Annotated in this window: 23 protein-coding genes; 10 read left to right on the forward strand and 13 right to left on the reverse strand. The window is 59.1% G+C overall.

The window, feature by feature from the left end; genetic code table 11:
• Positions 1-130 precede the first annotated feature (130 nt).
• The 8 genes from HY011_28210 to HY011_28245 all read left to right on the forward strand — a co-directional run bounded on the left by HY011_28210 (position 131) and on the right by HY011_28245 (position 7,863).
• Positions 131-1,141, forward strand: coding sequence for a D-glycerate dehydrogenase (locus HY011_28210; GenBank protein MBI3426831.1), 1,011 nt, complete (start codon positions 131-133; stop codon positions 1,139-1,141).
• A gap of 251 nt (positions 1,142-1,392) precedes the next feature.
• Positions 1,393-2,316: a diacylglycerol kinase family lipid kinase gene (locus HY011_28215; GenBank protein MBI3426832.1), complete on the forward strand. Its 924-nt coding sequence runs from the start codon at positions 1,393-1,395 to the stop codon at positions 2,314-2,316.
• Between the two features lie 26 nt (positions 2,317-2,342).
• On the forward strand, positions 2,343-3,788 hold the full coding sequence (locus tag HY011_28220; GenBank protein MBI3426833.1) for a hypothetical protein: 1,446 nt from the start codon (positions 2,343-2,345) through the stop codon (positions 3,786-3,788).
• Positions 3,789-3,942: 154 nt separating this feature from the next.
• Entirely contained in the window at positions 3,943-4,383 is a 441-nt protein-coding gene (locus HY011_28225; protein ID MBI3426834.1) for a hypothetical protein, read from the forward strand.
• 147 nt (positions 4,384-4,530) lie between these two features.
• Entirely contained in the window at positions 4,531-6,069 is a 1,539-nt protein-coding gene (locus tag HY011_28230) for a 2,3-bisphosphoglycerate-independent phosphoglycerate mutase (GenBank protein MBI3426835.1), read from the forward strand.
• Between the two features lie 20 nt (positions 6,070-6,089).
• Positions 6,090-6,347 carry a hypothetical protein gene (locus HY011_28235; protein ID MBI3426836.1) on the forward strand — a complete coding sequence of 86 codons (258 nt, stop codon included), beginning with the start codon at positions 6,090-6,092 and terminating at the stop codon, positions 6,345-6,347.
• The gene (locus tag HY011_28240; protein MBI3426837.1) at positions 6,344-6,796 is read left to right on the forward strand and encodes a nucleic acid-binding protein; all 453 of its coding nucleotides are present in this window, start codon (positions 6,344-6,346) and stop codon (positions 6,794-6,796) included. Before HY011_28235 ends, HY011_28240 begins: the two co-directional genes overlap by 4 nt.
• A 17-nt stretch (positions 6,797-6,813) precedes the next feature.
• The gene (locus HY011_28245) at positions 6,814-7,863 is read left to right on the forward strand and encodes a glycosyltransferase family 9 protein (GenBank protein ID MBI3426838.1); all 1,050 of its coding nucleotides are present in this window, start codon (positions 6,814-6,816) and stop codon (positions 7,861-7,863) included.
• 9 nt (positions 7,864-7,872) lie between these two features.
• Here HY011_28245 and HY011_28250 read toward each other — a convergent pair whose 3' ends face one another.
• The gene (locus HY011_28250) at positions 7,873-9,723 is read right to left on the reverse strand and encodes a redoxin family protein (protein MBI3426839.1); all 1,851 of its coding nucleotides are present in this window, start codon (positions 9,721-9,723) and stop codon (positions 7,873-7,875) included.
• Between the two features lie 420 nt (positions 9,724-10,143).
• Here HY011_28250 and HY011_28255 point away from each other — a divergent pair, with 420 nt between their 5' ends.
• Complete coding sequence (locus HY011_28255) at positions 10,144-11,388, forward strand: ABC transporter permease (GenBank protein MBI3426840.1); 1,245 nt, start codon at positions 10,144-10,146, stop codon at positions 11,386-11,388.
• A 253-nt stretch (positions 11,389-11,641) separates the two neighbouring features.
• Positions 11,642-12,949, forward strand: a complete 1,308-nt coding sequence (locus tag HY011_28260) for an ABC transporter permease (protein MBI3426841.1) — start codon at positions 11,642-11,644, stop codon at positions 12,947-12,949.
• Between the two features lie 78 nt (positions 12,950-13,027).
• Here the strand turns inward: HY011_28260 and HY011_28265 are convergent, their stop codons facing one another.
• The 12 genes from HY011_28265 to HY011_28320 all read right to left on the reverse strand — a co-directional run bounded on the left by HY011_28265 (position 13,028) and on the right by HY011_28320 (position 26,765).
• On the reverse strand, positions 13,028-13,684 hold the full coding sequence (locus tag HY011_28265; GenBank protein MBI3426842.1) for a sigma-70 family RNA polymerase sigma factor: 657 nt from the start codon (positions 13,682-13,684) through the stop codon (positions 13,028-13,030).
• Between the two features lie 15 nt (positions 13,685-13,699).
• Positions 13,700-13,915 (reverse strand): hypothetical protein, encoded by a 216-nt coding sequence (locus tag HY011_28270; protein ID MBI3426843.1) that lies wholly within the window; start codon positions 13,913-13,915, stop codon positions 13,700-13,702.
• A 263-nt stretch (positions 13,916-14,178) separates the two neighbouring features.
• Positions 14,179-16,536: a winged helix-turn-helix domain-containing protein gene (locus HY011_28275; protein MBI3426844.1), complete on the reverse strand. Its 2,358-nt coding sequence runs from the start codon at positions 16,534-16,536 to the stop codon at positions 14,179-14,181.
• A 403-nt stretch (positions 16,537-16,939) separates the two neighbouring features.
• The gene (locus HY011_28280) at positions 16,940-17,086 is read right to left on the reverse strand and encodes a hypothetical protein (protein MBI3426845.1); all 147 of its coding nucleotides are present in this window, start codon (positions 17,084-17,086) and stop codon (positions 16,940-16,942) included.
• A gap of 30 nt (positions 17,087-17,116) precedes the next feature.
• On the reverse strand, positions 17,117-19,270 hold the full coding sequence (locus HY011_28285) for a hypothetical protein (GenBank protein ID MBI3426846.1): 2,154 nt from the start codon (positions 19,268-19,270) through the stop codon (positions 17,117-17,119).
• Between the two features lie 358 nt (positions 19,271-19,628).
• The gene (locus tag HY011_28290) at positions 19,629-19,778 is read right to left on the reverse strand and encodes a hypothetical protein (GenBank protein MBI3426847.1); all 150 of its coding nucleotides are present in this window, start codon (positions 19,776-19,778) and stop codon (positions 19,629-19,631) included.
• A 44-nt stretch (positions 19,779-19,822) separates the two neighbouring features.
• Complete coding sequence (locus HY011_28295) at positions 19,823-20,068, reverse strand: DUF4177 domain-containing protein (protein MBI3426848.1); 246 nt, start codon at positions 20,066-20,068, stop codon at positions 19,823-19,825.
• Positions 20,069-20,138: 70 nt separating this feature from the next.
• Positions 20,139-20,705 (reverse strand): hypothetical protein, encoded by a 567-nt coding sequence (locus tag HY011_28300; GenBank protein MBI3426849.1) that lies wholly within the window; start codon positions 20,703-20,705, stop codon positions 20,139-20,141.
• 69 nt (positions 20,706-20,774) lie between these two features.
• On the reverse strand, positions 20,775-21,485 hold the full coding sequence (locus HY011_28305; protein ID MBI3426850.1) for a hypothetical protein: 711 nt from the start codon (positions 21,483-21,485) through the stop codon (positions 20,775-20,777).
• A 240-nt stretch (positions 21,486-21,725) separates the two neighbouring features.
• Positions 21,726-25,184 carry a CHAT domain-containing protein gene (locus HY011_28310; protein MBI3426851.1) on the reverse strand — a complete coding sequence of 1,153 codons (3,459 nt, stop codon included), beginning with the start codon at positions 25,182-25,184 and terminating at the stop codon, positions 21,726-21,728.
• Between the two features lie 53 nt (positions 25,185-25,237).
• Complete coding sequence (locus HY011_28315) at positions 25,238-26,137, reverse strand: anti-sigma factor (protein ID MBI3426852.1); 900 nt, start codon at positions 26,135-26,137, stop codon at positions 25,238-25,240.
• An 88-nt stretch (positions 26,138-26,225) separates the two neighbouring features.
• Positions 26,226-26,765 (reverse strand): sigma-70 family RNA polymerase sigma factor, encoded by a 540-nt coding sequence (locus HY011_28320; GenBank protein ID MBI3426853.1) that lies wholly within the window; start codon positions 26,763-26,765, stop codon positions 26,226-26,228.
• Positions 26,766-26,773 lie beyond the last annotated feature (8 nt).

Raw genomic sequence — 26,773 nt, forward strand, 5'->3', positions numbered from 1 at the left:
GCGATTGGCGATTTGTCGAGTTTTAACCCCAGGCAATTTGCCGTAAAGAAAAAAGCGGCGTTTAAGCAGCACCTGCCAACTGCCAACTAACTACCGGCCATTGCATTTCAATGCTACAGTGCCGCCCGCTATGAAACCTCGCGTCTTCGTCACTCGTCGCCTTCCTGAACCAGCGCTCATGCGCTTGAGCCAAGCCTGTGAGTATCGCATCGGTACAGAACACGGCGTCTTGGACCGCGCAGCCCTGCTGGCCGGCGTCCGCGATGCCGAAGGGTTGATCTGCCTACTCACCGACACGATTGATCGCGCGGTGATCGAGGCGGGCCGCCAGTTACGCATCATCGCCAATGTCGCGGTCGGCTACAACAACATTGATGTCGCCTATGCCAAACAGCGCGGCCTGATCGTCACCAACACACCGGATGTGCTGACCGATGCCACAGCGGATTTGACCTGGGCGCTCATCCTGGCCGTCACGCGCCGCCTTGTCGAAGCCGACCAATTCACGCGCGCGGGCAGATTTGACGGCTGGGATTTCGACATGCTGCTGGGCGCGGGCTTGACCGGCAAAACGCTGGGCGTTATCGGCTTTGGGCGTATCGGCAAGGCCGTCGGACGCCGCGCCGTAGGCTTTGGCATGCAGATCATCTATTGCGGCAGTGACGAAATCGCCTATCGCGACGACCCCTCGCACGCCCGGCTTTCGACACCACCCCACAGCACGCCCAAGTGGCGTTCAGACAGTTTCGCCCCGCGCCGCGTCAGCTTCGACCAACTGCTGCAACAATCCGACGTCATCAGCTTGCACGTGCCCCTGGCCGCCACCACCAAACACCTGCTCGACGCCGCCGCCTTCGCCCAGATGAAACCCGGCGCCTATCTCATTAACACCGCGCGCGGCCCCATCGTAGACGAAGCCGCTCTCGTAGCCGCCTTGCAAGGCGGGCACCTGGCAGGCACGGGGCTGGATGTTTATGAGCGCGAACCGGAAATTCACCCGGCTTTATTCTCCCTGCCCAACGTCGTCTTGCTGCCGCACATCGGCAGCGCCACATGCGAAACGCGCACCGCGATGGCTATGCTGGCAGTCGAAAACACGATTGACGTGCTGACTGGCAAAGCGCCCCGCACACCGGTTTGAATGCGAAGTGCGGAATCTCCAATTTCAAATCTCAAATTCGAGCGTTTACGCCAGCCCAATCCATTCCAGACTCCGCATTCCGTATTCGTGTCAGCCAAACCTGTCGCCTGTCGGCCAAACACGCCGCTGACATTTGCATCCCGCCAACTGCAACCGCAAGAATGCTGGACTTAGAATTCGCTGTAAGCTGGCACTTCAATTGCACTGCTGCGGACACCCCCTGGAATTGGTTGACCCGTAAGTTTGCAGAGATGATGAAACAGATTGAACGCATTACCCTGATTTACAACCCGACGGCGGGCGCGCTGCGCCGTAATCCGACGATCATCAATCGCCTGGTGGCGGCGCTTGAAGCGCGGCATCTGGCGGTTACCTTATCGCCCACCAAACGCGCCTATCACGCGACCGAACTTGCCCGTGAAGCCGTCCGCGCCCAGGCCGATTGCGTCTTGGTCTGCGGCGGCGACGGCACCATCAACGAAGCGGTGCAAGCCCTGGTCGGCACTGACACAGCCCTCGCTATCTGGCCCGGCGGCACGGCCAATGTGTTGGCCAAAGAGTTGCGCCTGCCCAACGACCCCGACGCCACGGCGGCGCTGATCACGCAGCAACACGTGCGCGCCATCAGCGTCGGCAAAGCAGTCAAACCCGCAGGCGATCAAACCCCGGATTGGGAACGTTATTTCCTGGTGATGGCTGGTATAGGGCTGGACGCGACGATTGTGCAGAACGTGGATTTGAAATTGAAAAAACGGCTGGGCACCGGCGCTTACCTGGCCGCCGGGCTGGGCTTTCTGGCGCGGCTGCCGCTGACGCCGTTCTCGATCACCTTTAACGGTCAACGGCACGCGAGCACTTTCGCCGTCATCTCGAACGCGGCGAATTACGCATCTATGTTTTCGCTGACACCGGATGCGCGCCTGACCGATGACCGTTTTAAGGTCTGCCTGTTCAATTCGCAAAGCCGCCTGGCCTATCTGGGTTACGCGCTCTTGAGCACGGCGGGCCGTCACATTCACACGAGCGGCGTCACGTATGAAGCGGCGCAATACATCAGCGCCAATTCCAACAACGCCGCCCTGGTGCAATTGGATGGCGAAGTTGCCGGGCACTTGCCGATGCGTTTTGAAAATCTGCCGCAGGCGTTGCGCGTGGTCGCGCCGCCACAGCAGTGACGCGCAACTGTTCAACTGAGGAAACTATGCTTTATCGAATACTCTCTTCCTTGGAAAGCTCCTTCATCGCGGTCTATTACGCCGCGCAATACCTGACCCCCGCGAATGTGCGGGGCGCGGTGCAGACGGCCCTGCACTTCAAATCTCAAATCTCAAATCTCAAATCCGCCAATCAAGCAACGCGCAAAGCCAAGCTCGAACGGCTCGCATTATTCTTGTGCGCGCTGTTACTCTGCACCGGCTCCGCTTTCGGTCAAGCGCCCAATCAAACGGCCACCGCCTCCACAGGCGCAGCGCCCGTGACGACCACGCTTACGCCCGCCGCCTTATCCGTTGAACTCAAAACCTTGCGCGATGAAGGCAATGCGGCGCTCTTCAACATTGATTACGCCACCGCGCGCACCAAATTTGAAGAGATTCGCAAGCTGGCTCCGCAACACCCGGCCGGCGATCTGTATCTTTCAATTGCGACCTGGCTCGAATACCTCTACCGCAACCGCCGCCTGCAAACCAGCCTCTACAATTCCGACTCCAGCTTTTACGCCGGGGCCGAAAACGCCAAAGAGGAAACCGAAGGCGATGCCGTTGATCCGGCCGTAGACAAAGCCTTCCGCGACCGCATTCAGCAGGCCAAGCTCAAAGCCCTGACGCTGTTCAACCGCGACAAAAAAGACCCTGATGCGCTTTATTTCCTCGGTGCCGTACACGGCGTGCTGGCCGGGTATGAAGCCTCGACCGCGCGCAAGTTTTTCGCCGCCATGCGCAACGGTTCACGCAACGTAGACCTGCACCAAAAGGTCATCGAATTGAAGCCCGATTATTACGACGCCTATCTCGCCGTCGGCACCTATCACTACATCCTGGGCACGCTGCCGTTTTATATGAAAGCTCTCGCAGCCATCGGTGGCATGCGCGGCAACAAACAAAAAGGCATCGCCGAGATGCAAACCGTCGTCGAGAAAGGCAACAACTCCGATGACGCCAGCGTGTTGTTGCTGGCCGTTTTCCAAAACGAAAAACGCCCGCAAGACGCGCTCGCCATTCTGCAACGCCTGAGCGCCAAGTATCCGCGCAACTATCTCTTCCGGCTCGAAACCGCCGCCACGCTGGTTGAGTTGAAGCGCCACGATGACGCTTATGCGCAGTTTGAAAGCCTGCTCAAAGATGAATCCGCCGCCGCTGTGGCCGACCTCGTCCATTTCAAATACGGCGAAGCCCTCGCCGCTAATCAGCAACACCCACGCGCCGCCGCGCAATTCCTGGCCGTGCCAACCATCAAGACCGCCCAAGCCGACCTCGCCACGATTGCCCTGTTGCGCGCCGGGCAGGTTTACGATCTGGCTGGGAAACGCGACGAGGCGCTTACGCAATACAAGGCCGTGCTGGCGCGGCCTAACGTTTATGACTCGCGGGCACAGGCGGAACGCGGGTTGAAGCAGGCGTATGTGGTGAAGGAGAAGAAGGGCGAGTAATTATCTAGCGCAGTCCCGCCTATGAACGTAAGTGGGACTGCATTCACATATTGATCATCTTCGATTGCTCCCGTCACTAACTCAGCCCTATACTCCTCGCCGTTCCCGACCGTTCTCCACAAACACAAGGCAAAAGCTGAAAGGAAAACATTCGATGGCAAAACGCATCTGCTTGGTTCTAACTTGTCTCGCATTCGTCCTGCTCACCGGCTTCGCCCAAACCCAAAACCCGCCCGCGCAAGAACCAGCCCCAGACGTAGCGGGCGCTTGGACGGGCGTCTGGTCTTCTTACAACCCAGCGCAAGGCGGCAGCACGCCCAAGGATTTGTGCAAGAACCTGTCGGCCAAGATCGAGCAAAAAGACGGCGTCTGGCTGGCCGTGTTTGAAGGCGATTGCGGGCGGCCCTATAAATACTCGATCAAAATGGAAGGCCGCCAGATCGGCAAGGTCGTGCTCTTCACGGGCACCACCGATCTCGGCAAGCAGGATGGCGGCGTTTACGATTGGATTGGCCGCGCGAATGAGAAAGAGTTCGTCGGCTTCTTTACCAGCGCGTTTTACACCGGCACGTTTAATCTGAGCCGGGCCAAATGAATAACGTGGCAGTAACCCGCGCGTGAGCAAGGGCTGCTTTTAGTCACTACAGCCCTTGCTCACGCGCGGACTACTGCACGATTCAACGCTGCCTTTGCCTCGCCCTGCCTTTTCGCTATGATGGCCGCCGTTATGGCAAATGTAATTTTGAAAAAGAGACCTGTCGCACTCATCATCCTGGATGGCTTCGGCTACTCGCCCAAAACCGAAGGCAACGCCATCGCGCTGGCAAACACGCCACACCTGGATCAATACCTGGCAAAATACCAACACACGTTAATCGAAGGCTCCGGCGAGCGCGTCGGCCTGCCCTGCGGCCAGTTCGGCAATTCCGAAGTCGGCCACATGAACATGGGCGCGGGCCGCGTCGTTCAGATGGACATCACCCGCATTGACGAAGCGATCAACCAAGGCACGTTCTTTGAAAACCCGACGCTCTGCGCGGCGGTGGATGCTGGCAAGGCTTCGGCACTGCATTTGTTCGGGCTGGTATCGGATGGCGGCGTGCATTCGATAGACAAGCACGTTTTCGCCTTGTTGCAACTGGCAGCCCAGCGCGGCGTCGAGAACGTCTTCGTCCACGGCTTTACCGATGGCCGCGACACAGCGCCTAATTCGGGCAAACGCTATGTCGGCGAATTGCTGGCCAAGATGCGCGAGATTGGCGTAGGCCGCGTCGCCAGCATCTGCGGCCGCTATTACGCGATGGATCGCGACAACCGCTGGGAACGGGTGCAACGCGCTTACAACATGCTGACCAAAGGCGAAGGCCAGCGCGCCACCGATCCGTTGGAGGCGATTCAGGAATCTTATGACAATGGCGTAACCGACGAATTTATCGAACCGACCGTCATCACAAACGCGGACGGCACGCCTGTCGCGACAGTCAAAGCCGGTGATTCGGTGATCTTCTTTAACTTTCGTGCCGACCGTGCGCGGCAATTGACGCGGGCCTTCACGGGGTTGAACTTCGATGGCTTTGAGCGCGAACTCATTCCCAATTTGCATTACGCCACGTTCACGCAATACGACCGCTCGTTCAACACGCCGATTGTCTTTCCGCCCATCTCGCTGCAACACATTTTGGCGGATGTCTTCGCTAAACTTGCTGTCACGAACATGCGCATTGCCGAGACTGAGAAGTACGCGCACGTCACCTACTTTTTCAACGGCGGCATCGAATCGCCCTTCCCCTTTGAAAGCCGCGTGCTGGTGCCTTCGCCGAAGGTGGCGACCTACGATCTGCAACCGGAAATGAGCGCGGCCAAGGTGGCCGACCAGATTTGCCGGGCGCTGGATGCGAATGAAACCGATGCTTACGTCATCAACTTCGCCAACGCCGATATGGTCGGGCACACCGGCAACCTAAAAGCCGCCATCGAAGCCGTCGAAGTGTTGGACAATTGCCTGGGCGATGTCGTCGGCGCCATCGAACAACACGGCGGCGCGGCCCTCATCACCGCCGACCACGGCAATTGCGAACAGATGATTGACCCCGAAACCGGGGGCCCGCACACCGCGCACACCAACAATCCGGTGCCGTTCATCGTGTGCGACAAAACCTTCAAAGGCGCATTGCGCGATGGGGGTGCGTTGGAAGATGTCGCGCCGACGCTGTTGGAATTGTTGGGCTTGGAACAACCGGCGGAGATGACGGGCAAGAGTTTGCTGGTGCACAAGAGCTGATTGCGTAAGGAGGTAAAGCGATGAGCACGGCGGAAAAAGAGCTTTTGAAAAGTGACATTGAACGGCAACGCGAAGCCTTGTGGCGCAGGCTTACCATCCCGCCACCGGAAGAGGTTTACTTGCATCCGCCCGAAGGCAACCCTGAAAGGGCGCTCGCGTTGTTGGAGCAATGGTGCACAGAAGACGATGCTGATGAACCGCAAGCGGAAACGTGGGAATACCTCAAACGCGTGTTGGATGAAGACCGGCTCTCGCCTGACAGAAAGTTGTTTCCATGAGTTATTACCTCCTGCTTGATGCCGGTCCGCTTGGACTGGTAACGAACCCGAAAGCCATTGGTGAGCCTTTTCGCGCCGCACAATGGCTTTACACGCAGCAACAGCAGGCCCGCAAAATTCTGCTCCCGGAGATTACCGATTACGAAGTGCGGCGGGAATTAGTGCGCGCGGGCAAGTCACGCGGCATCGCCAGACTCAACCAATTCAAAATTGATCTCGGTTACTTACCCCTAACCACCACGGCGATGTTGCTGGCGGCTGATCTCTGGGCGGAATCACGCCGCCAGGGTCGCCCTAACGCCCCCGATCAGGCGCTCGACGCCGATGTCATCCTCGCCGCGCAAGCTCTGCTGATTCAAAATGCCGGTCACCAGGTCACGGTCGCCACCACCAACGTCAAACACCTCGAACTTTTCGTTGACGCTCGCCTTTGGAGCGACATCGCCTGACGCAGTACACCGCGCGCATGCCCGACAATCCCCAAAACATCCTGGTCATCCACGTTGCCGGTCTGGGCCAAACCGTCATGGCCTTGCCTGCCTTGCGCGCCTTGCGCCAACACCTGCCCACCGCGCGCATCACCGTTGCCACCAGCACCAGTGCCGCCGGCGTGATTTGCCTGGCCCATTGCGCCGATGAAGTGTTGCCGGTCGGACGTTTGCGCGGCGGCGAAGTCCTGGCCCCGCGTTCGGCCTATCGCAGCAGCAAAACTTTGGGCGAAATCAAACGCGGCTATTACGACCTGGCCATTGAGTTGCAGCGCAACACCGAGGCGGGCGTCTTGCTCCAACTGGCACAGGCGCGCGAACGGCTGGATCGGCGGCGCAATACGCTCAGCCACGGCCTGAGCGTGGTCATCGAACGCGCCACGCAACAACTCATCAAAGCACCCAAACTCACGCACGACGCGCACGCCTATTTGCGCAAGCTGGAACCGCTTGGCGTCCGTCCCGTCGAAGCCGAGCCGCGTTTGACCACCGACCGCGAGGCCGATGCCCGGCTGGAACGCTTGCTCACCAAACACGGCGTGCAATCCGGCGAGTTGTTGATCGGGATTCATCCGGGCGCGGGGCGTAAGAAACCGCGCTGGGAATTCGGCCACTTCGTCAATCTGGCGGCACGGCTGCATCACAATTTCAATGCGCGGCTGCTGATCTTCTCAGGTAAGGGGGCGGGCCTCGGCGAGCGCGGGCTGGCGCGCCGTTTGGTCAGTGAATTGCCGGGCAAGAGCGCCATCGCCTTTGAAGCGCCCAAGCTGCCCGATCTGGTTTCGGCCCTGGCGCGGCTGAGTTTATTCGTCGGCAACCACAGCGGCCCGGCGCATCTGGCCGCCGCGGCGGGCGCGCCCGTCGTCGTCATTTCCCCACATCCTGAAGCGACCGCGCAGGATGTGCTGGGGCAGCGGCAAATTCACGTGCGCGCACCGCACATTTCGATGATTACCGAAGAGGCCGTTTATCACGCCGCTTGCCAACTGCTGCAATCCAATCGTGCTTCGGTGTTGAGCGCACGTTAGCCTTGCCACTCACTTCGTATAACTAAATTCCCACCACTCGCTTTTTGCGCCCGCGCGGCCTTGCGCATCCACCGCCCAGACGCGCCAGCGGCCCGGTTGTGCGCCCATGAAGCTAAACGTGAGTTGTGTTTCCTGGATGCCGCTGTAAAGGCTCTCGCTGCGGCCTTGATGATCGGTATTCCAACGTTGCATGAACCAATCTACTTCGACGCCATAAGCCACGGCGCCAGGTACCGGCTCCCAACTTAATACTGTTTTTCGCGGATAATGGTTGAAGACCGTTTTGGGCGCGGGCGCCAGCAATTTGGGCGCAGGCAGGCTGGCGCGTTCTTCTGCTGGCGGCTCGACATCAAAGCTGCGCAATTCAGACCACTCGCCCCATTGCCCGTTCAGCTTGGCGCGCACGCGCCAGAGCCAACCGCGCCGCAAGGCCTCTGGTACGTAGCCGGAACTAAAACTCGTAGTGAAGTTCGAACTGCGCAAAGCGTCATTGTCAATCAATGCAAAAGTCGCACCTGGCCCGCGCACATAAAGCTGATAATCGCTGACGCCCGGACAGTCCGACCAATCGAATTCCCAGAAATGGAAGCTGTTTTTATCGCTCCGTCCATTCATCAGACTGGCATTGGGCGCGGGCGTCAGCAACTTTGGCACGCAGGCTTGTGACGCCGCGGCGGAGTTTGTCGCTTCAAGGCCTTGCAGCGCCTGCTCAATGCCCGCGCGTAATTCAGTTTCGCGACGTGAACTGCGGTACGACTCTGCGATCTTGCCGTCGCGCGTGAGGAAAAACGTGTGCGGGATGCTGTTGTTGAGTTCAAACAAAACATCGGCGCGTTGCAGCGGATCGAGCCAAAACCGATAGCTGTAGCCTTTGGTCTTGAGAAACTGGCGTACAACGGCAGGCTCTTCAGCACTCACACCCACCACCACGACAGCTTTGTCTTTGTATTCCTGCTGCAATTTTTCCAGGTACGGCATTTCAGCCAAACACGGCCCGCACCAGGTCGCCCAAAAGTTAAGCACGACCACTTTGCCGCGCAAATCCTGCAAGCTGACCGTCTCGCCGTCCAAATCTTTCAGCGGAACGAGCGGCGCTTCTTTGCTGCGCCAGCGCGCCAAATCAAGTGCAGGCCGCTCGCCCGGCGAACGGCGCGGCTGGCCTTCACCGGGCTGTACAAACCAATGCACTTCTCTGGCGCGGGCGGGCGGCAGAAACGCGAATTCACTGTCCGGCAGCGGCTCATTCACACGATAGTCCGTGCATTCAAAAGTGAGGCTCGACTCTGTCATTCCAATTTGGTTCGGCATGTAGCGTTTGGTGTAAAACGTTTCGCGTAACACCACGAAGCTTTGCTGCTCAATCCAATAGGTGGTCTGATACTCCTCACCTTCTTGCAACGGTTCAATCGAACGGGATTCGACCACAAAACAAAGATGCTTCTGCCCTGCCACCAGCAACGCTTCATCGGCCAGCAAGCGCGTCGTCGCGGCATTTGGATCACCGAGGCCATCATACCGATCCAAGCGCAGGCCAAGCCGTTGCCAAAGCGCGCTCCCAATCAAACTCGCGGCTTCACCCCGCCAGGGCGGTTTCAGTTCATCCAGCGAGACCGCCGCTTTGCGCACGTATTGTTGCAAAGCCGGTTTATACGCCCAGGTCAGTTTGCCATCACTGCCTGCCTGCCAAGCATCGTAAGCATCGCGCCGTTCCGCCCGCCAGATTTGCGGGCTACGCACCGCCAGCAGCAATGAAGCTTCTTGCAATGTTTCGTAGCGCCCGCCATTGTCCTTCATCTTCATGCTAGAGATCGTCCGATAGGCAAACCGATAGTTGCTGCGATTGCGATATGTCTCTGCCACCTTCCGCAGAATTTCGTTGGCCTCCGCTCGCCCGGTTTGCGCAAACGCAGGGTCACATAGCCCCCAAACAAAAAGAGTACAGAACAGGACGAGTCTGAATTGACGCATCGGTAAGCCTCCTTGCAATGCTCGTTGCTGGGTGTTTGGATTGCGGCTGGACGCACAACCCACCTTGGTAAATGACGGCGCGATACTAACGCTACGACAGATAGAGCGCCAGCTTTGAGTTGTATGACTCAAGCTGAATCAATCGATTTTTTGCACCCGACTGTTAATCCGGCAGCGTTCTTTTCGTTGTGCAAAGCAGCGCGGCAACTGCGTGAACACCCGCCAAACAAATGCGAACCCGCTGGCGGGCCGCGCCGTACAGGAGTCAGTACCCGCAACCATTCGCTTATCAAAGACACACAGGGGGCGCCGATGCGCAGTTACGTTTCCTTTTATTTTGATGCTTTCAAGCTGGCCGTGCAGGCGATCTTCGCGCACAAGTTGCGCGCCTTCTTGACGCTGATCGGCATCATCATCGGGGTCGCTTCGGTCGTGGTCGTGGGCGCTTCGATCAATGGCTTGAATGCTTATGTACTCACAACCGTCTCGAAGATGCTGGGCGCGAACCACTTCATGATTGCGCGCATCGCGGTCAATGGCCGCCTCTCAGAAGAAGAGTGGGAGAAGATGAATCGCCGCAACAAGCGCCTTTACCTCGACGACTTTGAATGGCTGAAGGAGCGCTGCAAGCAGTGCGCCGAGGTCGGCGTGGACATCAACACGCGCGTCAAGCTCAATTACGAAGGCCAGGAAATGCTCGGCACACAGGCGCTGGGCGTGAGCGCCAATATGGGCGTGATCGAAAACAAGGACATCGGCGAAGGCCGCTTCATCTCAGAGAGCGAAGAAAAAAACTCCGCCCTGGTCACCGTCATCGGCGCGGATGTGCGCGATAAGTTTTTTCAGGGCGCTGACCCGGTCGGCAAAGAGTTAAAAGTCCAGGGTTGCCCGCTGCGCATCGTCGGCGTCGAAACGCGGCGCGGCTCCATGTTCGGCAGTTCGCTCGACAACAATCTGTACATGCCCATCACCACCTTCGGCCATATTTTTGGCCGCCGCCAGAGCATCCGCTTGCACGGCAGCGCCACCCAGCAAGAGCAATTCAACGCCGCGATGGATGAAGCCCGCCAGGTCATGCGCAATCGTCACAAACTGGTCGGCAACGAAGAAGACGATTTCGGCCTGGTCAACACCGGGGACATCAAGAATCAGGTGGATCAATTCACCGGCACGATCGCGCTGGTCGTCACGCCCGTGACGCTGCTGTCGTTGCTGGTCGGCGGCATCGTCGTGATGAACATCATGCTGGTCAGCGTCACCGAGAGAACCTTCGAGATCGGCTTGCGCAAGGCCGTGGGTGCGCGGCGCGGCCAGATTCTGCTGCAATTCATGATCGAATCGGCGCTGCTCTCTTCGGTCGGCGGAATGCTGGGCTTGCTGCTAGCGTCGGCGATTGCGTGGGCCGTCAAGCTGAACACGCCGATCCCGATGGTGGTGACGGCGGGTTACATCTTGCTGGCGCTGGCGGTCTCCGGCGGCATCGGCATGATCGCGGGCATATATCCGGCCTTCAAAGCCTCGCGGCTCGATCCTATCGTGGCGTTATCGAAAAGTTGAAAAACTGTGAAGAGAGATTACGGAACAGACGGAAATAACGGAACAGACGGAAGCTCGAACCACACAAATGAAACATGGTTTTCACCACGAAGAAACGAAGGACACGAAGAAGAGCGGGAGTTTGCCGAAACCGTTTCGCGCGCTTCGTTACTTCGTGGTTGTAACAGAGCCAATGCCCTGCTTAGCGGTTCCGTCTGTTCCGTTATTTCCGTCTGTTCCGTAATCTCGTTCTCCCTGCTGAAAGGCAAAGAGCATGCAAAAAGAACTCGAAATTCCATTGCCTATGTCACGCAAGCCCGCCCGGATTTGGCGCATCCTGCATTGGCTGCCGCTGGATACGATCAGGATGGCGCTGGATACGGTGCGCTCGAATAAGTTCCGCAGCTTCCTGACCGTGCTCGGCATCGTGATCGGGGTGACGGTGGTGATTGCGGTCGCTTCGATCCTGACGGGCATGCGCCGCAGCATCATCAACATGGTCGAAGAGTACGGCACGAATAACATCTATGCCTTTCACCTCTCGACCGGCCCGCAGGTGGGCGACCGTGACCGCGCCGAGTATTACCGCAAGCCGCTCACCCCCGAAGACGCCGACGCCATCCGCGCGCAGGCCGACGCCGTCGAAGCCGTCGCCAATGCGGGTTTTCTTTGGATGGTTGACCGGACGATCAAATACAACGGCGTCTCGTACAAACAAGGCGACCTGCAAGGCGTTTCCTCTCAATACGAGCGCGTCGCCAACATCAGTCTGACCGAAGGCCGTTTCATCAGCCCGGTGGATGACGAACATCGCCGCAACGTCATGGTCGTGGGCGTGAATGCCGCCGAAGCGCTCTTCCCCCATCAAAGCACTATCGCGGGCCGCACGGTCGCCTGGCTGGGCAAGGAATTTGAAGTCATCGGCGTGCTGGAAAAGCGCAAGTCCGGTTTCTTTGGCGAAAACGAAGAGGACAACGCCGTCTTCGTTCCCTTTGAGACCGCGCGCAAACTGGCCCCGCGCAGCGAATGGATGATGATGAACATCCGCGCCAAATCGGGCCGCCTGGCCGATGCCTACGATCAAGTCGAACAAATTCTGCGGCGACAGCGCGGTTTGAAATTCAACGAGCCGAACAATTTCGACCTCAATACCGCCGACCGCATCGTCAAACAATTCGACAGCATCACCGCCGCCATCGGTATCTTTGCCATCGCCATTTCCGCCGTCGGGCTGCTGGTCGGCGGCATCGGCGTAATGAACATCATGCTGGTCAGCGTCACCGAACGCACCCGCGAAATCGGCGTGCGCAAAGCCCTCGGCGCCACCCGCCGCGACATCGTGCGCCAGTTCCTGTTTGAAGCCATGACACTGACGTTTTTGGGCGGCCTGCTCGGCGTGTTGCTGGCAATTGGCGTCAGTTACATTTTGATGTGGGCGGTGCCCGCGATTCCGGCGACGATTCCGCTCTGGGCCGTCGGGACAGGCGTCTCGGTTTCGATTCTGGTGGGCTTGATTTTCGGCGTGTGGCCGGCGCGCAAGGCTTCGCGGCTCGATCCGATTGAGTGTTTACGCTATGAATAAAGGCAGGCGCATTGCTTGACGACTTGCCGGTGTCCTCCGCGGTTTTCCTTTTCTTGCGTGGTACCGCGACTTGCCGGGTTAGCAGTCGAAACTTCCATAACGCTCCAGACACTTGCGCAACGAAACCATGCCCGTGCGAATGCGCGTTTTGACCGTCCCCAGCGGCAGCGCGAAACGTTCGGCCAATTCGCTGTGGCTCAAGCCTTCGAAATAAGCCGTCTCGATCAACAGGCGTTGTTCGGGCGTGAGTTGCGTGAGCGCCTGCCGGACAAGCTTGGAACGTTCGTTGAGCAGGCTGTTGGCTTCCGGCGAATCTGTCACGGCAGCGACGGTCAGGCTGACGGTTTCGAGGTCATCGCTTTCGCGCAGTTGCCCCGCCGAAGCGCGCCAACGGTCGAGCGCCCGGCTGCGCGTGATCGTCATCAGCCACCCCCACACCGAACCGCGCGCCGTGTCATAACTCGCAGCCTGCCGCCACACTTGCAAATAAACGTCGAGCAACACTTCTTCCGCCGTCGCCGGATTTTTGAGCATCCGCAACAACAACCCATAAACCTGCCGCTGCGTCGCATCATAAAGTTTCGTAAAAGCCGCCTGATCGCCCGCCGCGCTGGCTGCCATCCATTGACCCAATTGTTTTTGCAGCGCAGCCGTTTCCGTCTTAGCGTTCGCGCGCCGCGCCGCGCCGGTAAGAGCCGCGCCAGCACGGGCAGGTTGTGGGGTAGAAAGTTGCATGATATCTCTCCTGCGTTAATCATCTGGTTCGGTTTCGCTCGCTGGCGCGATGTCAGCCACGGGGGTGACTTGCCGACTAATTTGTGTGATCCGTTCAAGGGCGGCGGCGGGCGTCAGCGCGCGCCAGTGTTCGCCGGTCTGAATATGTTCGACATCGAAGACGACCCGCTCGGCTGGCCCTGCTTCACGAATCACCCAACAACGCACCAAAAATGAACTGTACAGTTTCATTGCTTCGTCTCGCTTGCTCAGTGACACGTCATTCCCGAACATGTCAGCGTAGGCAAGTTACACAGGTCGGCTTCCCCGGTTGTTCCCGCACGCTCCAATGGCGCTTCCAGCCAGCTTCCAAATGAGTTCCAACCCTGAAGGCATTTGAGCCGGCACGGTTTAACGGCAAGCTGCACGCAAAATAATTCTTTCTGTAAATTTGAGAATTCCCCGGCTAAGGCGCGCTATACAAGATGATAGGGGTCAAGAGGAGACAACAGCTTTCAATTCAACCCAAGGCGTTGGAGGAGCGCTTGAAAGCGCGGTTCGTTGCGCAACGGATCGAACTTGGGTTCGACCGCCAACAGCACGAGTGCGTCGGCGTGCTCTTCGACGGCTTTGGCGAGCAGGTCGAACGCGCGTTCTTTTTCGCCCAAGCCGACGGCCAGGATGGCGAGGTAATAAGCCGATACATAGCGTTGCTGGCCGAGCGTTTGCAGCTTGTTGGCCACCGCCAGCGCCTCTGCACGATTGCCCGCCGTAGCCAATCCGTGGCCCAAATAGGTGAGCGTCGCAGGCGTTTCGTCTATTTGTGCGGCGCGCCGGAATTCAACTAGCGCCTGCGCGCGGTCGCCTTTCTGTTCGTAAGCCCAGCCGAGGAAGAAGTGCGCGAAGGCAAAATTTTGATCAAGTTCGAGCGTGCGTTTGAGCTGGTCAATCGCCTCGTCATAACGCCGCGCGAAATAAGGCAGCAAGCCTAGATTGGCGTTGATGATGAGCGAAAGCGGATCGAGTTGCTGAGCCTGTTTGAGTTCGACCAGGGCTTCGGCATTGCGCTGGCGATACGCCAGCAACAGTCCGTACCACTGGTGCGCCGAAGCGTAATTGCCATCCAGCGCAATCGCGCGTTTGAACGAACGCTCGGCTTCGGCGTAATTCCAATCGTAGCGCCATTGCACGATGCCCAGCGAAGCGTGCGCGGCGGCGAGTTGATCGTCGAGCGCCAACGCTTTTTCCACGGCTGCGCGCGCGCGCGGAATGGCTTCGCTCGGCGGGCGTTCCAACCCCGACAACGTATGCCAGGCATCGGCCAGCCCGACGTAAGCCAACGCGAACTGGGGATCGAGTTGGATGGCCCTGTCGAATTCCTCAACCGCGCGTTTGGTTTCCGGGATGGTGCGGCGGTTCCAATGATAGCGACCTTTCAGATAAGCCTGCCACGCTTCGTTGCTGTGCGTCGCCCGCGTTTCGCTGCGGGTGCGCTCTTCGTCGGTCAGACGCTGGCGCAACTTGCCCGTGATGTCGCGCGTGATGAGCGTTTGCAACGCCAGCAATTCCGCCGGGCGGCCTTTGTAACTATCGCCCCACAATTGCGCGCCGTTTTTTGCGTCAATCAGATCGGCCTGAATTTGCAACTCATCGCCGCGTTGCTGCACGCGCCCGGTCAGAATGGCTTGCACCTGCAACTGTTGCCCCAACGTTTGCGGATCGAATTCGCGCCCCTTGAACCGAAAGGCCGTGGTGCGCGCCAACACCCGCAAGCCCGGCAAGCGCGACAGATTGTTGATGAGGCTTTCCGTGATGCCGTCGCTGACATATTCATCACCGCCACTGTTGGTGAAGGGCAGCACGGCGAGGGCTTCGATTTGCGTGCTTGCGGGCCGCAGCCAATACCGCCACGCGCCGAACGCAGCCACGCACAAGACAATTGCGCCAACCACAGCGTAAAGCCTACGCCGCGCTTTAACCGGTGCCGCGACGGTTTCCGCGGCAACTGGCGCTTCAGCCAATAGCACCGGAGCCAGCGCCGGAGCCAGCGCCGCCGCGCTGAAATCACCGCTCGCGCGCGGCCCGCTTGCCAACGCAGCGCCTGTGAATTGCCCCGCCACAATCTGTTCGTACAACGCCGTCGTGGCCGGTTCCGGTTCGGCGTCGAGTTCCCTGCGCACGGCTTCGCGGCAGCGTTGGTATTGTTCGATGGCCTGATGGCGGCTGCCGCTGCGTGCGTAAAGCTCCATCAGGCGGCGCTGCGCTTCTTCGTTGGCGGCGTTAAAGCCGAGCAGCCGTTGCCACTGTTCGATGCTTTGGGCCGTTTGTCCGCCGCTTTCGTAAAGTTGCGCCAGATGTTCGAGCAAGCGTTGCGCCAGCCGCCGCAACTGTTCGCGCCGCGCCACGGCCCAGTCTTCGTACCGGTCTTCTTCGAGCAAATCGCCCGCATAAAGCGCCAAGGCCGTCTCGCACGCGCCGCTGTCAGCCCCTTTCAACGCCGCCGCCGCCTGTTGCTCAAAGGCTTCGACATCAATCCACAAGGCGCCGTGCAACTGCACGTGCTGCTCGTAAGTTTGCAGGAAGCGCGATTGCGCGCCGCTTTTCAGATCGGGTTCGAGCGCGCGCCGCGCCGCGTGCAAGGCTTTGTTCAGATTATTGGCGGCCAGTTCGGGTTCGAGTTCAGGCCAGAGGGCTTCCATCAATTGCTCGCGGTGCAACTGATGCTGCGGGGCGAGCGCCAGCAATTTGAGCAGGGCTTTGGCCTTGCGCCGCATCCAATGCCGTTCGGCCACCACCGTGCCGTTCACGGCGATGCTGGCCGCGCCGAGCAGCCGCAGTTCGAGTTTGTCAGGCGTTTGGGGAGTTGAATTCATCGCGCGGAAACGCTTTGCCTGTAAACGCGAAGCCCTGGTTTTTCGCCTCGGGCGTTGCCCAAAACTCAGTTGAGCTTCAGTCTGGACAGCGCGGCCAACCGGCTACTTGTTAATTGAAATTCAGCGCTTTTGCGGCAGTCACGCTGACACGTTGCCAGCGCGGCTGCCGGGGGAGGTGCCTACTTTACGCATGAGTCGCTCAGCTTCCAAACGGCTGGCCGCAACCCGGCGCTGCCGTTGGGCGGAATTCGCCCAACGGTTGACGTTGCGTGTCCTTTTTTGGAGAAGCGAATTTGGATTCCGGCTGCGGCTCAGCGCCGCCAAAAGAGCTTGGCCAACCAAAATGGCGCAGAAGCACCGGCTCCTACGCCATTGAAAATTTCTCTAGCTTGTTTGCGTTCACTTACGACAACGCGATGTCGAACTGCTCCCGCTGCACTCCCGACGCGCGCTTGATCGAAACGCCGCCGCCGTCGAGGTACGTCTCAATCTCCCGCAAGACGTCACGTTCGGATAAGCGCCAGGCATTGGTGACAGCGCAGACACGCAAAGAACACGCCGCCCGGTAACACACCGCTACTCATTTAACGTTGACCAGCAAGCCATTCGCCGCGCGCCCCTCCGCAGACAACGCCAGATTGCCATCGCCCCGCCCGCGCAAGGAACGCGGCACCCGCAGATTGACCTGATCCAACCCAACCAAGCCTGCCACCTGGTCGGCAAACAAGACTTCAGCATTCGCCCCACCCAGCGTCGCGGTCACAGCGGTCAACGAGCTGCGCCCGCGAATGCCTGTGCCAAACAGCACCAGGAACACCTGATCGCTGGCCGTGCCCAAGTCCGGCCCCAAATCAATCGGTACGGCGACAAAGCGATTCTGCGCCGCATCGAAGCGCGCCAAAGCTTCATAGCTTTGTGTGCCGTCAGCCTTGACGCGCAACACCACGCCCGAAGGCACGCCTTGACCGTTTGCATTGGCGCTGAACAACCCCGGCGCAACCGGCAAAATCTGTAGCGTCCCGGCGGACACCACACCATTCCCACCCGTGATCGTCACGGAAGCCGTTCCGGGCAACGTGCCCAGCGGAATTTGATAATTGACCTGTGTCGGCGCGACGAAAAAGAGCGGCGCGAGCCGTTCGATGCCCAGACTGTCTTTGACCAAGACCCGCGTGCCCGCCAGCGTGGTCGGCAAAGGCACCGTGGCTGCCGCTTGCGTAGCGGTCGCTAACTCTGAGCCGAATGCCGCCACGATGGATTCAGGCGCAAAGGCGGCGGCACTGAAACTGGCGGCTGAGACACTGGCGACAGCGCCGGTCGGCAAGCGATCCAATGCCGCGATTTCATTGCTCGACAGCGCCGTGTTGAACAGTCGAAGGCGCGCCACGTAGCCGCCTGACGCCTCGCCATCGCCCACATTGTCGCGAAAGAACCGCAGCGTGTTGCCTTCGAGCAGCGCGTCGCCGTTGGCGTCCACAAACGAAAATTGATTGACGCCGTTCAGGTAGACCGCCACGCCGCCCGCCGCATTGCGCGTCATTGCCAACTGCACAAAGTTATTCGCCGCGATGACGCGATTGTTACTATCGAGGTACGAGTTATTGACGCGTTTGAAGACCAAGCGGCCTTCATAACAATACAGGCCGTTCTCGCTCGTGCCATTTTTGAAATCCAGCAACCGGCGATACTCCGAGACGGCGCTCAGCGCCAACAAAGCGACCACAGTGTACGCCTGATTGGAGACGACGCCGGCGGTCGAAAACAACGCCACGCCATTGTTCGGATCGAATTTCAAGGCGCGGCGCACACGACCATCCACCTCCACATTCTCAAAGCCGTTGCCGCCCAGATTGAGCAGCACGGGCGGAAAACCTGCCGCGCTGCCGAGCGTGCCTTGAAATTGATAATCCGCCGCGAGCGCCGGCGTCGTCGCGTTCGACACGCTGAACACGGCGTTGGTTTGCGCCTCGCTGCAACCGGCTTTGCTCAAGGCGAGCGTGCCGGTGACGGCGCCGGCAGGCACGGTCACGTTGAGTTGCGTGTCGTCATTGCTGGTGAACACCGCATTGAGGTTGTTGGGAAAGCGCACGCTCGTCACGCCGCTCAAGCCCACGCCATTGAGCAAAAAACTCGCGCCCGCCGCGCCGCTGTTTTGCGCGAAGCCGCTGGGGCTGGGGCAACCGGCCTGCGCCTGCGGCAAACGATCCAGCCCGGCAATCTCGCCGCCCGCCAGCGGCGCGTTATAGATACGTAACCGCGCCACCACGCCCGCCGACGCCTCGCCATCGTTGTCACGGAAAAAGCGCAGCGTGTTGTTCGCGCCAACGCTCGCGTCGCCCGCCGCGTCCGTGAAAAAGAATTGCCGTACACCGTTGACGTAGGCCGTCACATCGCCCTCGGCGCTGCGCGTCAGCACCAACTGGGCAAAGGTGTTGGGCGCGAGAATCAGCGTGTTGCTATCAATGTAGGAGTTATTGACGCGCTTGAAGACCAGCCGGTTGTTATAGCAATACAGCCCGTTGTCGGTTGTGCCGTTTTTGAAATCGAAGAGGCGGCGATAGCCGGAAACATTGCCGAGCGCGAACAACATCACGATGGTATAGCTTTGATTGATCGCCAGCGCCGTTGTCGGCGTCAGCGATAACCCGTTGTTCGGCTCGAAATACAACGCGCGGCGCGTCACGTCGTCAATCGTCGCGTTGTCGAACGAATCGCCGCCGAGCTGCGTCAGCATAAGCGCATTGCTGAGGGAGCTATTCAGGTCATTCCGAAATTGATAATCGGCGACGAGGCCAGACGCCGCGCGGGGATCAAAAACGGCGCGCGGTTGTTTAGCCGCTATTCGGCGTAAGCCTGATAGCGCGCAAAACAAAGCGAGCAGTAACGCAATGACAAATCGTGAGCGGTTCATGTTTCCCTCTTGTTTCTTGCTGCCCAACCGGATGTTTATGGGAAAGGCAAAATTTCAACTTGTGCCGCTGGTTTCCCGCGAATCCCGCCAACCCCGGTTGGCGGGATTCAAACGCTGCGGGGTTCACGGTTGACCGGCATTTGATAGCTGCACACCTTGCCGCCGCAGGCAAGCCAATGCGCTACGATTTGCCGGAGCCTTTGCACACCGTGCAATTGCCCGAGCCTTTGCACTTTTCGCAGTCATACGGTGGCAGGATGCTGCCGTTGGAGCCGCTGCCGTGACACTTCGAGCATTTGCCCGTGCCGTGACAACCTTTGCATTCAGCCATAGCGCTTTACCCCCTTTCGCGAAAGTTGGGCGTCGTGACCACCGCTATACCGGGCGACGAAAGGTCACGACGAAATACTCCACCAGCGATTGCCGCGCGCCGAATAACATCGCCAGACAGCCTGGCTGCACGACGACGCCGATGGTGTCCACGCGGTAAAACTCCCAGCCTTGCGCCGCCTGTTCGTTGGCAACGTTTTGCAGGTAATAAGCCGCTTCGTGGCCTTGCCATTCTTTGGCCGCGACTTGAATGGTCGGCGGCAGTTGGATCATTCGGTATTCGTAATTCATGTGTACCTCCTGGATTGAGTTTGTCGGACTGATTTGGTCAGTAAACCGACGCGGCTTGAGCCAACCACGATCACCCGCAGGAATCCATTCCATTGAAATGTTTGGTTTGATCCGTCCAGCCGATTTGCCCTTTGCTGTTTTTGACCTTCACCCACCAAATGGATTGCGGTTGCTTCAGAATTTTGAAGAACGTGACATCATAAATCTCGGCCTCGCCCAGCTTCCCTTTGTACCAAACCTTGCTGCTGCCCTCGCCGAGATTGGTCAGGATGTAAACGAGTTCGCCCGTGCTCACGCGCAACCCGCCAATCGCCGTCGGCTTGAGCGCCCGCGCTTGGCCCGGTTGCGTCGTAATCACCACGCCAGTCACGCCCAACACTTTTTCACCGCGCCGCAAGGTAAAGGTCACAGGCGCATTGTTTTGCCGCTCTTGCCGAACGACGGTTGGCGCGCTGACCGTCCAACGGCGATAGGTGCAGCATTCAAACGGACAAGCGCCATGATCCTCGTAAGGGAGCGATGGCCCGACATTGCGGCTTTGCGTCGAAGCCGCCGGTTGTTGCGGCGAACTGCCTTGAAACGTTGTGGTGGCGGCGAGCCACGCAAAAACTACGAGAGCCAACGATTGATATTTCATAGCCGTAATTCCTTGAAGGATGATCTTTGTCCCGCGACTTTTCATCAGCTTGTTTGGGCGACGACATAGTTAGTCACCGACCAACCTGGCCCATTTCCAGCGAGCATCTGTTCCTAGTTCGAAAACAAGCGTTTCGGGTTTGATGGTTCGCTTTGCCTGTCTGCCACTGAAGTTCCAACAGGAGCTATCCTTGGGCCTGCAGTTCACAACTCCGCCGGTCACTGATTTCAGGATGCGCTGCCAGGGAACCAGTCCCGTATCCATGTTTCTGATCACCTGGGCGGAATTGACCTGCCCGTCTCCCGCCCACTCAAAGCCGGCGGAGATCATTGACCTTATGGCGGCGCGGTCACGCTGCTGAAGGGCGGCTCTGAATGCAGGCCAGAACGTAGCCCAATCACCTTGCTCCGGGTTAGTAGCGACATTTCCGGAAGTTCCTTTGAGATTGGTGACGCGCACTGCCTTCACGTCATAAGTTTTGCTGGCGGCAGACCACTTTGCCCCAACGTAATCAACCTTGACGCGTGTGCCGACCTTGATGTCTTGATCTCCAATGATCTGTGGGCTGTCTTTGATTTTGCCCGGGCAACCAAGACAAAAGGTGTATGTTTTGCCGCCCGCCTCGACTACCGTGGTGTCGCCATGCGCTCCGATCTCGTATTCGATGACAATCCCTGTGATAGTGGCCGCGCCAGTGGCATTTCTGGCGGCAGGCCGTTGGGCATAACTCAGCGCTGTGAACACCAATAGAACTGCAACCGCGATTTGAACGCTGCTCATTGTTCCTCCATCAGTCCGTCGTTAAAATGTTGTCAAACTAAACTGCACCCAACGAACGCAATGCTTGCAAAATCTGGAATCCAGTGGCACGCCGCTGCCACATTGCGAACATTGTCTTTCGGCAGCTTTGACTGTCTCGTACATAGGCTCGTCTTTCATGAGCTAAAGCGCACTTGCGAGGAATTTCAGCGCAAGCGAACGCAAATAAATTTTTCTCGCGATACCGGCAGACTTGGGTTGTTATTTCCATTCGCCTTGCAACACGAAGCCCGCCCAAAAATACGGCGCGGCAAACTCGCGGTCACGCCACATCTCCAACTGCGCCGCACGCAAGGCAGCGGCGGGCGATAAGCGCGGCGCGCCCAACAGGTGTTTATAAAACTTGACCATCAGCGTGGCCGAAGCGCGGTCTTCGATCTTCCAGGCGCTGACCACCACGCGCGGCGCGCCGGCGTACATAAAGCCGCGCGCCAGACTTAGCAGCCCTTCGCCTTTGACCTCTTTGCCGAGCGCGGTTTGGCAGGCGCTCAGCACCACCAGATCGGCGTTGAGCCGCAGGTTGTAAATATCGTGCAGGCGCAGGAAGCCATCTTGCGTGCGCCCTTGTGCGTCGAGCAGCGAGAGCACCAGACCCGACAGTTCGGGATGCGCGCTGTGCAAAAAGCTGTGCGAAGCGAAATGCACAATCCGGTAATCGGCGAGCGCACCGCTGACGGCTTGCACGCGGTTGGCGGCGAAGCCCGTGGCTTTGAGCGCGCGCGCGGCGGGCACGAGCGGGGCGATGTGGTCGGCTTCCCAACCGGTGTTGGCCAGACGATGAAACTGCAATGACGCACCCGTCTCGTTGAAAACTTCCGCCGCGCGCAACAAGGCACGCGAATGCGCGGGCGACACGCCGTCCGGCGGCGTTTGCAGGCGACTTGACCCGGCGGTGCGCCCAAGTTTTTGCCCAAGCTGTTGCCCAAGCTGTTGTTTGAAGCGCGGGTCATCCGTTTCAAACACCGGGTCGGCCAGCAGTGCAAGCGTTTTCGGTGCGGGCTGCCGTCCGGCCATCTCGCGGCGCAAGACGGCTAGCGTCGAAGCCGAGGGCAGATAAACAATCTCGTGTTTTACCAGCAGCGGCTCAGGCGTGGCGGAAGCGTGGCTGGCCGGATCAGGCAGCGCGCTGAAGGGAATGAATTGCAATTTGCCCTGCGCGACGATCAGCAAGCGTTGGCCGCCCAATTGCGCGGCGACGGGGCCGAGAATCATTTGGCTCAAAGCGGCGGCCTGCGCGGGTAATTCAGCCTCGGCGCGCGTGGCGCGTTGTTGCGTCTGGCGCGGCGTTTCGCCCTTCACTTCCCGATTGCGCGCGGTCAGCAAAGAGTAAACACGCGCCGCCTGCGCTTCGATCTCCGCGCGTTTTGGTAATTCGTAACTGGTCACGGCGCGCGGCGTAACGGCGAACAGATAGCTGTGCTCTTCACCCAAGGCGTATTCGAGCAGCAGGGTGTTTTCATCCAGCAATTCGTGTTGAATCTGTTCAGCCGTCAGCGGCTGCGGTTGCGTCAACACGGCATAGCGTGGGCTGACGGCACGAATGCGCGTCTGGGTTTCTTGCAATTGGCTGAGGACGCTTTTGATTTCAGCGGCCAGGGCTGCCGCCTGCTCGGCGCTGTGTTTGCCACTGAGCAAACGCACTTGATATTCGGACTTGCCGTTGAGCAACTGTTGCAACTCGCGTTCGCGCGCGAGTAACGCGGCGTCACCACCCTGCGTAAGATTCGCGCGGATTTCACCCAACGATTCCAGCAGGCTGCGCGCCGAGGCGCGTTCGCTGAGATGCAGCGCCAGCCGCGTGTCAGCCTCACGGCGCGCCGGGTTGTGCGCCGGTTGCAGCAACAGATCGAGGTAGAACTCGTAATAGTCGCGCACGCTGGCGAGATACGAAGCACGCAAATTCTGGCTGATGACGCTGGCGCGCAACGATTCGATCAGGCTGAGTGCGGTTTCGATGTCGCGGCGCGCTTCCGGCAACAGACCGAGGCTGCGTTCGGTGCGCGCCAGCAAGAAGAGCGTCTGCGCCTCGCCTTCGGGCGCTTGCACGGCGCGGTGGAGTTGCAAGGCTTGTTGCAGGCAATCGCGCGCGGTTTGGTTGTCACCCAGCGCTTGATGAACCTCGCCGAGTCCGGTCAGCGTGGCCGCTTCGCCGCTGCGTGCGCCAATCTCGCGCCAGAGGGCCAGGGCTTGCTGATAATGTTCAAGCGCCTGTGGCTTTTCAGCGGTTGCGCTGTAAAGCTGGCCGAACAATGCCAGCGCCTCCGCTTCTCCACGCCGCTGTTTATACTTGCGGCCAAGTTCGAGTGCTTCGTTCAAGCAACGCGCGGCAGCAGCGTAATCAGCGCTCTTCAGATAGACCCGGCCCAGACTCCGCAGCACATTGCCAATATCATTCGGATCATTCGAGATGCGCCACTTGGCAAGTGCTTGCTGGTAGTTTTCCGTGGCTGCGGGCAAATCACCGAGCGTGAAATAGAGATCGCCAAAGTAGTAATAAACCCGCGCCTCACCCCAAACCTCCGCAGCTTTCCGCCAGTATTCAAGCCCAAGATTGAGCGCATCAATCGCTTTCTGTATTTCCCCCAAAGCCAGATAGGCTCTACCCAAATTCGTTACCGAACCAGCCGAGCCGCGATTATGTTCGTGCTGGTTGTAATCCACCGCTTGATAAGCCTTGAACGCCGCTTCGCCGTATTCAACGGCCTTCCGCCTTTCTCCCAACAAGTGGTAACACGTAGCCATTGAGTGGAACGTCCAGCCCACGCCCCAAGTAGCCCCTTTCCCTTGCGTCTGCCAAAGCGGCAATGCCCGTTGAAAGGCTTCAAGCGCCTGCGCGTAATCGTTGAGGTGAATGTAGGCTTCACCCAGACACATCAGCGCGTTGGATTCACCATTGAGGTCTCCCAGCGAGCGAGATAAGGCGATTGACTGGTTGGAAACTTCGGCTGCCTGTTCATACTCGCCAAGCGAATTATGAATGTCAGCCAGCATTTCAAGCACTCTTCTCTCAGTCCGGGACTCGCCGGTTCGGTGAAACAACTCGCGTGCTTTCAGATAAAGAATTTTTGCTTTTGCCAGTGACTCGCTGGTGTCCAGGCCGTGATTCCGTTGCGCCTCGGTGAACGAAAGCCAGGCCCCAACACGGTCTTTGTCCTGTTCGGTGGGAAGACGTAAAGCAGTCAGCGTAAGCGCGTAGCAGGCAGGTAGCGCACTGTTGTCAGGGTTTGAACGCACGCTCATGCCGGCACGGACTTCCACCAAGTAATCACCGGTGAATTGAGCGATAGCCGACTGTGCTGGAGAATTTTGCCCTTCCACCTCGTTGTTTTCCTGCGTGCCTTCAATTCTTTTTCCATCGGGTGTAAGCAGCGTGACGCTGAAATAAAACTTCCCCGCCAAAATCTGAAGCCGCAAATTGACATACTCGCCCGCCTGCATATACACGCGATAAAGATGCGGCTGCCCACCTTCCCACGCGCGCTCGATGGTTTGGCCGGGCGCGAGCGTGGGCAGTTCCTGCTGACGGGTGAATTCATCCGCAAAAGCGCGCGGCGTGCTGGTTGCCGCACGCTCCGCAAGAAGCAGCCATCCGCAAGCAACACTAAGCGCGACGCAAGCCGTGCGGCGGACGAAGGATTTTGTAGCTTTGGCGTGGCGCATACTTTTCCCCTCGATTGACCAAAGGAACAAGAAACTGACCGGCGCGTGATTAGTTAGGGCCGCACGATCAGCAGACGATAGTCTTCCGGCGCAACATCGGCCTGCTGCGCGCGCTCAAGACGCAACGTAGCGCCCTGATTTGCCAAACGGCGTAGATCAAGTGTGACGGATAAATGCTGCCCGGCACGGCTGCGCGCGCGGGCCACGGCCAGCGTGTGATCGGTGGCATCGAGAATGCTGATGCGATAGCCGCCCGCCGTTTGTGGTTCGCGCAGCGTAAGCAACAAACTCAAGCGAGCAGCCGGTAACTTGATAGGCGCGGCTTCCTGTCCAGCGCTACTGCGGCGTTGTGCTCCGAGCGCGCGGAAATCATTCAAATCAAGGCTGACAGCCAGCAACTCGTCAGCGGCCAGCGCAGGCTTGCCCACGACTGGCGGTGATGGTTGCGCTGTCGTTGCGCCTGCGCTTTCCGGCTGTTGGTGCGCAACCGTAGCTGTGGCTACAGGCGTGGGTTGCGTTTGGCTGACTTGCACGGTGGCCGTCCGCTCCCGCCATATCCAAACAACAGCCGCCAGTAACAACACCGCGCACGCACCAGCCCAAAGCGGACGTTGCCACATCCGCCACGCGGCCAGCCAAACGCGCCACCAACTGGCCGGTTTTTGCGTGGCGCGCTGGCGACGATGCGCCACGATGGCGGCGTGGTATTCGTTGAAGCATTCCGAACAGCGGAACAGATGCGTTTGCAAATCATCGTCGGGCAGCCGTTCCGCGCGCACGACGTTTTGCAACGCGCCAGAGACGGGGCAGCCCACGCGCTGCGGATTGGGAAAGCCAGTGGCGTAACGTTGCCGCGCGTGGGCAATCAATTCTTCGGCATCGGCAAAGCTGGGCGACAAGGCCCGGTCGCTACCGCTCACGGTACCGCTTGTTTGGTCGTGCTGGTTCATCATTTTTCTTCTTACACTCACAAGAGGGCGCGGCAGGCGAAAACGCACCCGTGCGCGAAAAAAAATCTTAAGGGTGAATTGCGCGGCTGGCTCAGTCGTTGTGAAGGTTCTGTTTGATGCGCTGGATTTCTTTAGCGAGTTTGCTGCGCAGAACGTTGGCTTGTGTGCCGAGCATGCGGGCGCTCTCTTCGTAGCTGTAACCGAGCGTGAGCAGGTTGAACAGTTGTTGGGTCGCCGGGGTCATCCGGCACACGATTTCATCTATCAGGATGTCTTGCAAGATGCCTTGGTCAGGCGCGTCAGCGGCCCGGTTGGGCGCTCCTTCCAATTCGCCGTCCGCGCCATGCTCGCGTTGACGCTGCCGCAGTTCATCAAGCACCAGGCGTTCAAAGCTGGTCCAGAGATAAGCTTCAAGGTCTTTCAGGCGCGTGCGGTCTTGCCGGGAGACGGCGGCGACGGCTTTGAACAGCAGCCGCTGCCCGGCGGCTTCGTCATTGAGTTTGGCGTGGGCATAGTTGCGGGCGCGCGGCCACAGCGCGCGGGCCACCGCGTAGACGGCGGCGTCAACGTGGCCGAATGCATCGGTGTAACTTTCGTCTAGTTCGGGCCAATCGGCTGCTTCGGCATTCATGGCAGTTT

Source organism: Acidobacteriota bacterium, assembly GCA_016196035.1.
GTDB lineage: Bacteria > Acidobacteriota > Blastocatellia > RBC074 > RBC074 > JACPYM01.